Source organism: Pseudooceanicola antarcticus (assembly GCF_900215355.1).
GTDB lineage: Bacteria > Pseudomonadota > Alphaproteobacteria > Rhodobacterales > Rhodobacteraceae > Pseudooceanicola > Pseudooceanicola antarcticus.
This window is the reverse complement of record NZ_OBEA01000005.1, coordinates 279,150-292,254: the sequence shown is the minus strand read 5'-3', so window position 1 is coordinate 292,254 and position 13,105 is coordinate 279,150. Positions and strand designations below refer to the sequence as shown.

11 protein-coding genes are annotated in these 13,105 nt (G+C 68.6%); 4 read left to right on the top strand and 7 right to left on the bottom strand.

Annotated features, from left to right (window positions below):
* Nucleotides 1–72: 72 nt before the first annotated feature.
* The gene (locus tag CRO50_RS14220) at nucleotides 73–1,758 is read left to right on the top strand and encodes a chloride channel protein (RefSeq protein ID WP_097146578.1); all 1,686 of its coding nucleotides are present in this window, start codon (nucleotides 73–75) and stop codon (nucleotides 1,756–1,758) included.
* A 269-nt stretch (nucleotides 1,759–2,027) separates the two neighbouring features.
* Here the strand turns inward: CRO50_RS14220 and CRO50_RS14215 are convergent, their stop codons facing one another.
* The 7 genes from CRO50_RS14215 to cobS all read right to left on the bottom strand — a co-directional run bounded on the left by CRO50_RS14215 (nucleotide 2,028) and on the right by cobS (nucleotide 9,546).
* Nucleotides 2,028–2,369, bottom strand: a complete 342-nt coding sequence (locus tag CRO50_RS14215) for a DUF427 domain-containing protein (protein WP_097146577.1) — start codon at nucleotides 2,367–2,369, stop codon at nucleotides 2,028–2,030.
* 81 nt (nucleotides 2,370–2,450) lie between these two features.
* Entirely contained in the window at nucleotides 2,451–4,262 is a 1,812-nt protein-coding gene (locus CRO50_RS14210; RefSeq protein WP_097146576.1) for an aminopeptidase P family protein, read from the bottom strand.
* Between the two features lie 72 nt (nucleotides 4,263–4,334).
* Complete coding sequence (locus tag CRO50_RS14205) at nucleotides 4,335–5,042, bottom strand: class I SAM-dependent methyltransferase (protein ID WP_143516930.1); 708 nt, start codon at nucleotides 5,040–5,042, stop codon at nucleotides 4,335–4,337.
* A gap of 292 nt (nucleotides 5,043–5,334) precedes the next feature.
* The gene (gene cobT, locus CRO50_RS14200) at nucleotides 5,335–7,209 is read right to left on the bottom strand and encodes a cobaltochelatase subunit CobT (RefSeq protein WP_097146574.1); all 1,875 of its coding nucleotides are present in this window, start codon (nucleotides 7,207–7,209) and stop codon (nucleotides 5,335–5,337) included.
* A 206-nt stretch (nucleotides 7,210–7,415) separates the two neighbouring features.
* Complete coding sequence (locus tag CRO50_RS14195; RefSeq protein WP_143516929.1) at nucleotides 7,416–7,799, bottom strand: hypothetical protein; 384 nt, start codon at nucleotides 7,797–7,799, stop codon at nucleotides 7,416–7,418.
* Between the two features lie 82 nt (nucleotides 7,800–7,881).
* Entirely contained in the window at nucleotides 7,882–8,559 is a 678-nt protein-coding gene (locus CRO50_RS14190; RefSeq protein WP_097146572.1) for an aspartate/glutamate racemase family protein, read from the bottom strand.
* A gap of 3 nt (nucleotides 8,560–8,562) precedes the next feature.
* Nucleotides 8,563–9,546 (bottom strand): cobaltochelatase subunit CobS, encoded by a 984-nt coding sequence (cobS, locus tag CRO50_RS14185; protein WP_097146571.1) that lies wholly within the window; start codon nucleotides 9,544–9,546, stop codon nucleotides 8,563–8,565.
* 178 nt (nucleotides 9,547–9,724) lie between these two features.
* Between cobS and CRO50_RS14180 the strand changes: the two genes are divergently transcribed.
* The 3 genes from CRO50_RS14180 to CRO50_RS20305 all read left to right on the top strand — a co-directional run bounded on the left by CRO50_RS14180 (nucleotide 9,725) and on the right by CRO50_RS20305 (nucleotide 13,053).
* On the top strand, nucleotides 9,725–10,267 hold the full coding sequence (locus CRO50_RS14180) for a sigma-70 family RNA polymerase sigma factor (RefSeq protein ID WP_097146570.1): 543 nt from the start codon (nucleotides 9,725–9,727) through the stop codon (nucleotides 10,265–10,267).
* A complete protein-coding gene (locus CRO50_RS14175; RefSeq protein ID WP_143516928.1) occupies nucleotides 10,264–10,992 on the top strand; it encodes an anti-sigma factor domain-containing protein in 729 nt (242 codons plus the stop codon). The genes CRO50_RS14180 and CRO50_RS14175 overlap by 4 nt, the downstream gene beginning before the upstream one ends.
* Nucleotides 10,993–11,091: 99 nt before the next feature.
* The gene (locus CRO50_RS20305) at nucleotides 11,092–13,053 is read left to right on the top strand and encodes a tetratricopeptide repeat protein (protein WP_198431780.1); all 1,962 of its coding nucleotides are present in this window, start codon (nucleotides 11,092–11,094) and stop codon (nucleotides 13,051–13,053) included.
* The last annotated feature ends 52 nt before the right edge of the window (nucleotides 13,054–13,105 follow it).

The following is a 13,105-nucleotide window of genomic DNA, read 5'->3' as shown; positions in this document are numbered from 1 at the left end:
CCCTGCGCTTTGTCCTAGAAGGCTTGCAACACCGGCTCGAAAGGCCGGGACGGCGTAGGAGGCAGACCCGAGATGAGCCCTCAGCCAGATGCGCCCCCGCGGGGGCTGAGCGCGCTTGCCGGCGGGGCGGTGCGGGCCCTGTCCGCCATGCGAAGGAAGGGGCCGAACCAGGTCCTCTTCTGGCTGATCGCCCTCGGCATCGGTATCGCGGGCGGCGCGGCGGCCTCGGCCTTCCGGCACGGCATCGCCCTGCTGCAGAAGCTGGCCTACGGGGCAGAGGACGTCTACAGCCTGCACTCCTTCGCGGGCGGGCTGCCCTGGTACCTGGTTCTGCTGGTGCCCGTGGTAGGTGGCCTGATCGTCGGCATCATCCTGAAGTATTTCACCCCCGACGGTCGGGTGCGCTCGGTCTCCGACGTGATCGAGGGCGCGGCGCTGCACGAGGGCCGGGTCGAGGGGCGCGCGGGTCTTGCCTCGGCGGCGGCCTCGCTGATCACCCTGGGCACCGGCGGCTCTTCGGGGCGCGAGGGGCCGGTGGTCCACCTGGCGGCGGTGCTGTCGAGCTGGGTGCTGAAGCGCATGCGCGCCGATGGTATCACCGGGCGCGACCTGCTGGGCTGCGCGGTGGCGGCAGCGGTCTCGGCCTCGTTCAACGCGCCGATCGCCGGCGCGCTCTTCGCCATGGAGGTGGTGCTGCGCCACTTCGCCCTGCATGCCTTTGCCCCGATCACCATCGCCGCCGTGGCCGGCGCGGTGATCAGCCGGCTGCAATTCGGCGATGGCGCCGAGTACCTGCTGCCCGAGGGCTCGATCCTGGTCTTCTACGAAGAGCTTCCGGCCTTCCTGCTTCTGGGCGCGCTCTGCGGCGTGGTGGCCGGTGCCTTCATGCGCGGCATCTTCCTGTCCGAGACCCTGGCCACCCGCTGGCAACGGCGTTTCGCCATCCCCCAGGTGCTGCGCCCCATGGTGGCCGGCGGCCTGCTGGGCGGCCTTGCAATCTGGTTCCCGCATATCATCGGTGTCGGCTACGAGACCACGCTGAAGGCGCTCTCGGGTGGGCTGCTGCTGCGCGAGGCGGTCATCTTCGCGGTGCTCAAGGCCACCGCCACGGCGGTGACCGTGGGCGGGCGCATGGGGGGCGGGGTCTTCTCTCCGTCGATGATGATGGGCGCGCTGACCGGGCTGGCCTTCGGCATCGTCGCCACCAGCGTCTTCCCCGAGCAGTCGGGCAGCCCGCAGCTCTATGCCCTGGCGGGCATGGGCGGGGTGGCGGCGGCGGTGCTCGGCGCGCCGATCTCGACCACGCTGATCGTCTTCGAGCTGACCGGCGACTGGACCACGGCGCTCGGCGTCATGGTGACGGTGTCGATCTCGACGGCCATCGGGTCGCGGCTGGTCAATCGCTCGTTCTTCCTGACCCAGCTCGAGCGGCGCGGCACACGGCTGGCGGCGGGACCGCAGCAATACCTGCTGGGGATGTTCCGCGTTCGTGAGGTGATGCGCCCGACGGAGGCCGAGACGGCCGCCCCCGAGGACCGCTGCTGGGAGCTGATCGAACAGGGTCTCTACCTCGATGCCTCGGCGACGCTGGAAGATGCCTTCCCCGATTTCGAGCGCAGCCTCGAGCCCTTCCTGCCGGTGGTCGCCCTGACCGATGCCACCCGTCCGCCCGAGCTTCTGGGCGCGCTCTTCCACGTGGATGCGCTGCGGATCTACAACCGCGCCCTGGCCGCCACGGCCAGCGAAGAGCACGGCTGAAAGCGGGGGCGCCTTCAAAGGGGCATCGAGCCCCTCCGAAGGCGGGGGCTGCGCCCCGGCGCCCGGCAACAGCAGTTGCGCCAGACCCACAGGCCCGGCAACACCGGCCCCCAGGGCGCGGCCAGTCGAAGCAGGGCGCACCCGCGTCCCGCGCATCACCAGGCTGAAAGTACTCCGGGGGGAATTGAGCCCGGCAGGGCTCAAGGGGGGCAGAGCCCCCGCCCAGCGTTTCGGCAGGCGCGCCCCGGCACGCGCCCCCGATATTGGGCTCAGATCTGCTCGATGGTCACGAAGTCCGTGGCATAGAAGGCGATGTGGCCGGCAATGGGTTCCGCACCGGGCAGGGGGGCCTCATAGCTCCAGGCCGCGTTCTGCAGGGTCTGGCTCTTGGTCACGATGGAGAAATAGTTCGCCTCGCCCTTCTTCGGGCAGGAGGTGGCGTGATCCGTGCGGTCGAGGAAGGCCATGGCGATATCTTCACGCGGGAAATAGATCACGTCGGTGTGGCCCGCCTCGCTCAGAACCAGCGCATTGCGGCTTTCCACCAGAACTGCGCCACCGGCGCGCACTGTCCATATCCCTGCCGCAGCACGGATGCTCATCTCTGTCATGTCGTTTCCCCCGTTCAGGCCACCTCTCCCTGCCGCGCCCATGTAACATGCGCATGTCGCGCAGCCGGGCGGACCGGGCTCTCAGAGAGGCTCAGTTGCCTGATCCAACCACAAAGCGGTCGGTTCGTCCAGTAATGGACGAATTCGGGCGCGCACCTCGGCATGGTAATCATTCACCCAGGCGATCTCGGCGGCCGAAAGAGCCGCCGCGTCGATCAAGCGCCGCTCGATCGGCACCCAGGTGAGGGTCTCGAAAGACAGCATGCTGCGGGCGTCGGCCCCGGCCAGCTCGGCGGCGGGTTCGACCACGATGAGGTTCTCGATCCGGATGCCGAAGGCGCCCTCGCGGTAGTAGCCGGGCTCGTTCGACAGGATCATGCCGGGACGCAGGGCGATGTCCGAGACCCGGCTCAGGCGCTGCGGACCCTCGTGGACGCAGAGATAGGCGCCGACCCCATGGCCGGTGCCGTGGTCGTAATCCTGCCCGGCCAGCCACAGCGGGTAGCGTGCCAGGGCATCCAGGTGCTGACCGGACAGCCCCTGCGGGAAGCGCAGGCGCGAAATGGCGATCATGCCCTGCAGTACGCGGGTGAAGGCGGCCTTCTCTTCGGGCCCTGAATCGGTGCCGACCAGAAGGGTGCGGGTGATATCGGTGGTGCCGTCCAGGTACTGGCCGCCGCTGTCGAGCACCACCAGCTGGCCGTCCTCGAGCCGGGCGTTGCTGTCGGTGCTGACCCGGTAGTGGGGCAGGGCGCCATGGGGGCCGGCCCCGGCAATGGTGTCGAAGGAGATCTCCATCAGCTGGTTGGTCTCGCGGCGCATGATCTCGAGCCGGGTGACCAGGTCGATCTCGCTCAGGCTCTGCTGGTTGGCGGCATCGAACCAGGCCAGGAAGCGGCACATGGCCACGGCGTCGCGGATATGGGCGTCGCGCATGCCTTGCAGCTCGGCGGGGTTCTTGCAGGCCTTGGGCAGGATGCAGGGGTCCTCTCCCCAGGAGATTCGTGCCTCTGCAAGACGCGCCGCGACCCAGAGCGGACAGGTGCCGCGATCCAGCCGGATCGGGCCCTTGGCCTCTCTGGCGATCACTTCAAGCGTCGGGCCGAAGGCTTCGGGGCTCTCGATGTTCACCGTGGGGCCCAGGTGATCCAGCAGCACGTCGTCGCATTTCGCGTCATCGGCAAAGAGCGCCACCTGGCCGTGGGCGAAGAGCACGGCGAAGGCATGGGGGACCGGGTTGCGGGGGATGTCGCTGCCGCGGATGTTCAAGAGCCAGGCGATGGAATCGGGCAGGGTCAGCACCGCGGCGGCCTCTCCGGCGGCGGCGAGGGCGGCGCCGAGGCGGGCGCATTTCTGCGCGTGCGGCTCTCCGGCGAACTCCAGCGGTTGCGGCACGATGGGGGCCTGGGGCGGGGCGGGCTGATCGGGCCAGATCGCGTCGATCGGGTTGGCCTCGAGCGGGCGGAGCGTGATGCCCGACCCTGCAAGGCCCGCTTCCAGTCGCTCGATCTCGCCCTTGGCATGCAGCCAGGGGTCATAGGCCAGGACACCGCCCTCGGGCAGGGCGTCCCGCAACCAGGTGGCGGGCATGGTGGCGGGCCAGTCGATCTTCTCGAAGGCCGGGGCCACCTGTTCGCGGACCTGCACCGTGTAGCGGCCATCGGCGAAGACGGCCGCGCGGGAGGCCGTGACCAGGCATTGCCCGGCAGAGCCGGTGAAACCGGTCAGCCAGGCCAGGCGGTCGTCGCGCGGGGCAACATATTCGCCCTGGTGGGCATCGGCGCGGGGCACCAGGAAGGCATCGACGCCGAGGTCCGCGAGGGTCTCGCGCAGGGCGGCAAGGCGGGGCGGGCCCTGGTCCGGGCTCGAAGGCGTCTCGAAGGTCTGGTACATGGCTGTCCCCTTTCTTGCCGCGACCCAGGTCGGGTCGGAGGGCCGATCAGGGCGCAACCTAATCCCCCCGGCTCAGGGTTTCGAGCCGAAATCGAACAGGCAGACGTAGCGGGGCTTGCCGCGGATCGTGCAGAGCGGCTCTCTCAGCGCCTCGGCGAGGAAGGGGGTGAGCGAGAAGGGCGGGGCGCAGAGGTCGATGGTATAGAAACCCCAGCCCTCGATCTCGACCGGGGCGCAATCGCCCCAGGAAGGGTTCTGCCCCTGGCAGAAGAAGCTGGTGGCGATCATGTAGCGGCTGGCATTGCGGATGCGGGTGATCACCCGCTGCGCCATCTCGTGGGGCAGATGGAACAGCACGTCGCGGATGATCACCAGGTCATGGGGCGGCAAGAGCTCGCTCGTCAGGTCGCGCATCTCGAAGCGGATGCGGGCGCCCTCTCCGTAGGCGCGGGTCAGGCTTGCGATCAGGTCCGGGTCGGCATCCCAGCCGCGATAGGAGATCTTTCGCTCCGCCAGCCCCATGTGGCGCATCCAGTTCCAATCGCCGCATCCCAGGTCCAGGATCGAGCGGATCTGGCGCTCTTCCAGCACACGGTCCAGCAGCTTCATGGTTGGCTGCGCCGCCTCCAGACCGGAGCCGGGTCCCGAGATGCTCTCGCGGCCCTCCTCGGCCTGCTTGCGCCGACCATGGGCGACGAACTGGCGCGCGGCGGCGAAGTTGCTTTCCGACGGCGTGTCTGGCTGCGGCAGGCTGGATTGCAAGGCAGTGGATCGGGACATCGGCAACTCCTCCGGGCGGGCCTGCGGGGAGCTTGGCCCTGGCCTGGTTAAGAAACCGTATGGGTCTGCGAAGGAGCGGCCCCTGCGAGGGATGTCGAGAGAGAGAGGGGGGCTCTGCCCCCCGCCTGCGGCTCCCCCCGGAGTATTTCCAGCCTGGTGATGAGCACTTCGCTCAGCACTCAACCGGGCCGGAAGTGCTCAAATTGGCACGGTCCGAGAGGATGCGGGCGGCGAAGAAGAAAGCCGGGGCCCTGGCCCCGGCTTTGCCGTGTCGTGTCGGTCGGGCCCCGTGTCAGCCCGCGCGCTTGATCCCGACCATGCGGGCGCGGGCCCGCGGGTCGTTGTCGAAGAGCGAGGCCAGTTGCTCGGTCATCGCACCGGCCAGCTGGTCGACATCGGTGATGGTGACGGCGCGCTGGTAGTAGCGGGTCACATCGTGGCCGATGCCGATGGCAATCAGCTCGACCGCCTTGCGCTTCTCGATCATGGCGATCACGTCGCGCAGGTGCTTTTCCAGGAAGTTGGCGGGGTTCACCGAGAGCGTCGAATCGTCGACGGGCGCGCCGTCGGAGATCACCATCAGGATGCGGCGCGCCTCGCGGCGGCCCACCATGCGGCGGTGCGCCCACTCCAGGGCCTCGCCGTCGATGTTTTCCTTCAGCAGGCCTTCCTTCATCATCAGGCCGAGGTTGTCGCGCGAGCGGCGCCAGGGGGCATCGGCCTGCTTGTAGATGATATGGCGCAGGTCGTTCAGGCGGCCCGGCTGCTGCGGGCGGCCATCGGCCAGCCACTTCTCGCGCGATTGCCCGCCCTTCCAGGCGCGGGTGGTGAAGCCCAGGATCTCGACCTTGACCGAGCAGCGTTCCAACGTGCGGGCCAGCACGTCGGCGCAGATCGCCGCGATCGAGATGGGACGGCCACGCATCGAGCCGGAGTTGTCGATCAGCAGGGTCACCACGGTGTCGCGGAACTCCATGTCTTTCTCGACCTTGAAGGACAGCGGCGTGGTCGGGTTGGCCACGACGCGGGCCAGGCGGCCCGCATCCAGCACGCCCTCTTCCTTGTCGAATTCCCAGGAGCGGTTCTGCTGGGCCTGCAGGCGGCGCTGCAGCTTGTTGGCCAGCCGTCCGACGGCGCCCTTCAGCGGGTCGAGCTGCTGATCGAGATAGGCGCGCAGGCGCTCCAGCTCGGCCGGATCGGCGAGGTCCTCGGCCGAGATCTCCTCGTCGTAGGCGTCGGAATAGATGACGTAATTCGGATCGGCGTCGCTGACCGGCGCGGGGGCGGGGGGCTCCTGCGGGGCCTCGCCCTCGGGCATCTCGGCCTCTTCGCCGGCCTCCTGGTCGGCCATCTCGTCAGCGCTGACCTCGGCCTCGGAGCTGTCCTGCTGGTCTTCCTGGCTCTGCTCGGGAGAGGCCTCGGGCTGCTCTTCACTGTCGTCCTCGCCGGTCGAGTCGGGGTCCTGCTCGTCCTCCTGGGCCTCCTCGGCGTCGTCCTGGGCCTCGTCATCCTCGGCATCCGGGTCATCGCCCAGCTGATCGCCATAGCCCAGGTCCTCGATCATGCGGCGGGCGAAACGGGCGAAGGCCTGGGGGTCCGAGAGCTTGTCGCCGAGGTTTTCCAGCGTGTCGCCGGCGCGCTCTTCCATGAAATCGCGCCAGAGCTCCATGACATTCTCGGCCCCGGCGGGCATGTCGCGGCCGGTGGCCAGGTGACGGATCAGGTAGCCCGCGGCGGCGGGCAGCGGGGCAGAGGCCCGGTCCTTGATGCCGTCATAGCCCATGCGGCGCGCCTCGGCGCCGATCTTGTGGTCGATATTGCCCGCGGTGCCCGGCATGTCGCGGGCGCCCATGGCCTCGCAGCGGGCGGTCTCCATGGCCTCGAAGAGCTCGCGCGCCATCTGGCCCTCGGGCTGGTATTTCCCGTAGGTCGAGGCGTCGTGATAGCGGTGGTGCAGGGCCAGCGCATCGGCGGTGCCGCGCGCCAGCAGGACCTCGTCCTTGCTGAGACGGCGCGAGATCTGCGGCAGGCGCATCTGGTCGCCGCTCTTGCCCGAGGGGTCGACGCTGTATTGCACGTTCAGGTCCGAGTCGTCGGCCATGACCTTGGTGGCCTCGGCCAGGGCCTTCTTGAACGGATCGGCGGGATTGTCGCTGGACTTGCTCATGGGGAAGATAAAGCACTTGGCCGGGGCGCTCGCAAGCGGGAAGCGCAGCGCGGCTTGTCGAAGCACGGAGAGGGGGCTCTGCCCCCATCCGCCATGCGGATTCCCCCGCAGTATTTTTGGCCATCGGATAGGAAGAAGAGGCCCTGCCTTCATCCGACGGCCATAAATACTGCCGCCGGAGGCATCCGAGACTTGCCGCGGGGCCCCTAGCGCAGAAGCAGGGCGCGACATTGGCCCAGCAATGTCTCTGCCATCAGACCGGCGCGGGCGGCCTTCTCGGCATTGCCTGAGAAGCGGGCGGTGTCCAGCAGGGCGCGTTGCGCGGCCCGAGCCTCGGTGCGCAGGGTCAGGAGGCGGCGGGTCTCGGCCCTGGGGAGCGCGGCGAGCAGGTCCTTCATGTCCTGCAGGGCCGCTTCGGCGCGGGCGGGATCGGTCGACAGCAGCCAGTGATGCTCGACCTCGGCCATCAGCCGCCCGGCGCAGCGGGCGAAAAGCCGGGCCGGATCGGCCGAGACCGGGGCCGCGCCGGGGCTGCCCGGTGCACAGGTGAGCGCCAGCAGGGTCATCATGAGGCCGGTTCTTGCAGACATCTGTCACCCCTCCCGGATGAAACGTCACCTGGAGGTTAGGCAGAAAGGCTTTCAGAAAAGGTTGAGGCGCGGATCGACCGGCTCAGAGGCTGGCGCGGCCCGTCGCCAGATCCGCCAGCAGATCCACGTGGATATCCAGCGCATCGACCACCGGGTAGCCCGCATCGCGGTCGAAGGCGAGGTTGAGGTCGGTGCCGGCCAGGATCACCGCCTCGGCGCCCTGGTCCTCGACCATCCTGCGGCCCAGCTCGAAGAACGCGGCCCGCTGGTCCCCGGTGCAGAACCCGGTCACCGCGATGTCCTGGTAGAGCTTGCCGATGGCGTCCAGATCGCCGTCGGGGGCCACGGCCTCGGTTTGCTTCATCTGGCCGAAGAGGCGGGTGCGCATCACGTTGGCGGTGCCCAGAAGACCGACGCGCTTCAGACCCTGGCGGGCGAAATGCTGATCCAGCGGGGCGATGGCGCTGACGAGGGGGAGGGAGGACAGGGCCTCGGTCTCGGGGAAACAGAAATGCCCGCCGATCGAGGTGATGACCGCGCAGTCGCAACCGGCGGCGCGCAGCGTCTCGATATGGCGGGCGTAGCTTTCAGCCTGGGCCTGGGTGTTCCAGGCGAGGTTGTTGGCGATGAGCTCCTGGATATCCGCATGGACCAGGGTCATCCGCAGCGTCCCGCCCCGTTCGGTGACACGGGCGGCGAGGCGCTGGTAGTAGACCAGGCTTGCCGCCACGCCGATGCCACCGATCAGGCCGAGATGCATGGGTCAGCTCGCGGCGGAGGCGGCGCTTTCCGGCAGTTCCTCGTCGAAACAGCGCTGGTAGAACTCGGCCACGGTCTGGCGCTCGAGCTCGTCGCACTTGTTGAGGAAGGTCAGGCGGAAGGCATAGCCGGTGTTGCGGAAGATCTCGGCGTTCTGGGCCCAGTTGATCAGCGTCCGCGGCGACATCACCGTCGAGAGGTCGCCGTTCATGAAGGCGGTGCGGGTGAGGCCGGCCAGGGTCACCATCTGGCTGATGGTCCGGCGGCCCTTCTCGGTGTTGTAATGCGGCGCCTTCGACAGCACGATCGCGGCTTCCGCGTCATGGCTGAGGTAGTTCAGCGTGGCGACGAGGGACCAGCGGTCCATCTGTGCCTGGTTGATCTGCTGGGTGCCGTGGTAGAGGCCGGTCGTGTCGCCCAGGCCCACCGTGTTCGAGGTGGCGAAGATGCGGAAGAACTTGTTCGGCGTGATGACCTCGTTCTGGTCGAGCAGGGTCAGCTTGCCGTCGGTCTCCAGCACACGCTGGATGACGAACATCACGTCGGCGCGACCGGCGTCATATTCGTCGAAGACGATGGCGGCGGGGTTGCGCAGGGCCCAGGGCAGGATGCCCTCGTGGAACTCGGTGACCTGCTTGCCGTCCTTCAGCTTGATCGCATCCTTGCCGATCAGGTCGATCCGGCTGATGTGGCTGTCCAGGTTGACGCGCACGGTCGGCCAGTTCAGCCGCGCCGCGACCTGTTCGATATGGGTCGACTTGCCCGTGCCGTGGTAGCCCTGCACCATGACCCGGCGGTTGTGGCTGAAGCCTGCCAGGATCGCCAGCGTGGTATCGGGGTCGAAACGGTAGGTGCTGTCCACCTCGGGCACGCGGTCCGAACGTTCCTCGAAGCCCTTGACCACCATGTCCGTGTCGATGCCGAAGGTCTCGCGTACGGAGATTTCCTCGGTCGGTTTGGCGTTGCTATCGAGCGATCCCTCGGCCATGGTCGGTACGTCCTTCCTGTCTATTCGCAACCGCAGCAAGCTGCGGCGTTCCGATGCACCATATCGAAGCGCACGGCGAGGGAAAGGGCAAAAACGACTGCCCCGGCGGGGCAGGAAGAAGCGGCGTCGAAGATCTCCGGGAGCGGGCCGAAAATGACGCGGGACGTGAAGGGGCGCCATGGCGACGCTTGAGGAAATCGAGGATCTGATCGCGCAGGTGGCCGCGGGCGATCGCGCCGCGTTCCAGCGCCTTTACCAGCTGACCTCGGCCAAGCTCTTCGGCGTGGGGCTGCGTATCCTGGGCAGCCGGGCCGAGGCCGAAGAGGCGCTGCAGGACACCTTCGTCAAGATCTGGCGCAATGCCGAGCGCTATCGCGCCACCGGCTTCTCGCCGATGACCTGGCTGATCACCGTTTCCCGCAATACCGCCATCGACCGACTGCGCGCCCGCAAGGTACGCGGCACCGATCTTTCCGAGGCCGAGGAGCTACCCTCTCCGCAGCCCGGTCCCGAGGCCGAGGCCATCGCCTCGGGAGAGCGCGCCCGCCTGCTGGCCTGCCTTGAAGAGCTGGAGGTCGACCGCGCCGAGGCGGTCAAGGGCGCCTACCTGATGGGCTATTCATACCAGGAGCTTGCCGAGAAATACGAGGTGCCGCTGAACACCATGCGGACCTGGCTGCGCCGCAGCCTGCTGAAGCTGAAGGAGTGCCTGACGCGATGAGCCCGAGGCCCGACATGCCCGAGACCCTCGAGTTGAGCCAGGCAGAGCAGATAGGCGCCGCCGAATACCTGCTCGATCTGCTCTCGCCCGAGGATCGCGCGGCCTTCCTGACCCGTCTCGCCGAGGCCCCCGCCCTGGCGCAGCTGGTCGAGGACTGGGCAGGCGATCCCGCCGCCATGGCCGAGGCGCTGGAGGAACTGCCGGCCTCGGACCGCCTGCGCCGTGCCCTGCTGGACCGGCTCCGCGCCGATGATATCGCGCCGCGCGGGCTGCGCGGCTTTATCGCGTCCCTGGGCATCGGAGAGCTGGTCATCGGCACCGCCACCGCCGTTGCCCTGGCCTTCCTGGCCTGGGAATACGGGCTGATGGAGACGCCGCTCTCGCCCGGCTACGAGGCCCGGCTCGAGGCCGCCGGTCCGGCGGGTGAGACCGGCTACCTGATCCGTTTCAACCCCGACACCGCCCGCCTCATCCTGACCCGCGACGGCCCGTCCGCGCCCCAGGGGGCTGGCCACCAGCTTTGGCTGCTGGCCGGTGACGCGGTGATCCCGCTGCTGCTCTGGCCCGAGGGCGAGACCGAGCAGCGCCTCGACCTGCCAGCCCCCGTCGCGGCCCTGGCCCCCGGAGCCACGATCGCCGTGACGCTAGAGCCCCTGGGCGGCGTCCTGACCCAGCCGCAGGGGCCGACACTGGCCGAGGCGGAGCTGAGGGTGCTGCCGGAATAGCGCGCATCCGGTCCCGGATGGCGCAAAGGGTCGGGCAGGGACCTTGCCCGAGCGCGAGCCGCCGCCTAGCCTGACGCGGAAGGGGATCAGGGGGACGGGATGCCATATACCGAAAAAGTGCTGCACGGAGCGAACCTGCTGGTCTGCGCCGCAGGCCTGTCCACTGCAACCGGGCTGGTGGCGGGGACCGGCGCGGTCATCACGGCGGGCCTCTCCGCGCGTGAGTTGTCCCGGCGTCTGCCCGCCGCAGCGAAGCCCCTGCGCGACGAGATCGCCTCTCGTCTGACCGACGCCCTGGCTGACCAGCACCTGCCGGAAGCGCATCGGGCGCTCATCCCGCAGATGATCGACAAGGGCCTGCCGAGCGCCAAGGACATCATGGAGGCCAACCGCGAGCCGCGCGCCGTCATCGCGGCGATGCTGGCCAAGCTGAACCAGCCCGGCGCCGACCCGGCGCTGCAACCGGGCCTGCTGCAATCGGACTTCACACGCGTGATGCTGCCAATCATGCGGCTCCTGCTGCAGGACCCCGAGCAGGCGAAGCTGATGGAGGCGGCGTTTCAGGATGCGGTGCTGCAGCACTTTCAGGCCCTCAACGACCGGATCGAGAAGCTTGTGGCCCAGACCGCCGACAAGGCTGCGGAACTGGCGCTATCCCACGAGCTCGTCCTTGGTCTCGCCCGTCGCTACGCGGGCGGCGCAGAGGACTTCATCTCGGCCTGTCGCGGTCTCGAACGCGCCCTCGAAGTCGCCTCGCAACGCTCCCCCGGCGCCAATCTGGACGCCGAGATCGCCCAGATCATGGCCGAGGTCGACCGGCTGAACGACGAGGACAAGCTGGAAGAGGGCATGGCCGTCCTCCGCCGCGCCCGCGAAGCCCGGCGCGAGAAGTTAGCCGAGGAAAAGGCCGCGCTGGTCGCCCTGCTGGACAAGGGCATCGCCCAGGCCGTGCTGGCCCGCTCCGTCGAGGATGCGGTGAACTGCGAGCTGGAGAAGTTGGAGATCGAGGTGCCCGAAAGCAGCGCCCGGTTCGAGGCTTTGCGCAGCGTCAGAAGGACGTGGTACGAACGTGGCCGCGACCTTGGCCTGAACTTCGACCTCGAAGTCTCCATCGCCCTCGCCGAGGCCTGCCTCCAGTTGGCTGACACCCCGGCGAAGCAAGCCACCGCTCAAAACGACTTCGGCAATGCGCTCTCGGATCTCGGCGCGCGCGAAAGCGGCACGGCGCGTATGGAAGAGGCGGTCGCCGCCTATCGCGCGGCGCTGGAGATCCGGACCCGCGAGACGGTGCCGCTCGATTGGGCCAATGCGCAGAACAATCTGGGCACCGCGCTCCGGGGTCTCGGCGCGCGCCAAAGCGGCACGGCGCGTCTGGAAGAGGCAGTCGCAGCCTGTCGCGCGGCGCTGGAGGTACTGCCGCGCGAGACGGTGCCGCTCGATTGGGCAGGGACTCAGAACAATCTGGGCACCGCGCTCCGGGATCTCGGCGCGCGCGAAAGCGGCACGACGCGTTTGGAAGAGGCAGTCGCGGCCTATCGCGCGGCGCTGGAGGTACTGCCGCGCGAGACGGTGCCGCTCGATTGGGCCGCGACGCAGAACAATCTGGGCGCTGCGCTCTGGACCCTCGGCGCGCGCGAAAGCGGCACGGCGCGTCTGGAAGAGGCGGTCGTGGCCTATCGCGCGGCGCTGGAGGTCCGGACCCGCGAGACGGTGCCGCTCGATTGGGCCGCGACGCAGAACAATCTGGGCGTTGCGCTCCGGAACCTCGGTGCGCGCGAAAGCGGCACGGCGCGTCTGGAAGAGGCTATCGCCGCCTATCGCGCAGCGCTGGAGGCCCGGACCCGTGAGACGGTGCCATTTCTATGGGCGCAGACGCAGGAGAATATGGCGCTTGCAGAACTCACCCTCTCAGAGAAAACCGAAGGCGAAACCTCCGCCGCGCACCTCCGTACCGCTCTCTCCCACGTCGACGCCGCCCTCGAAGTCTACACCCCCGAAGACACCCCCTTCTACCACGACAAAGCCACCGAACTCCGCACCTACATCCTCTCCCGCCTCTGACCTTGCCCTTACTCCCCCCTCTGCTACCTTTCCCAACGACCAGAGGAGACCG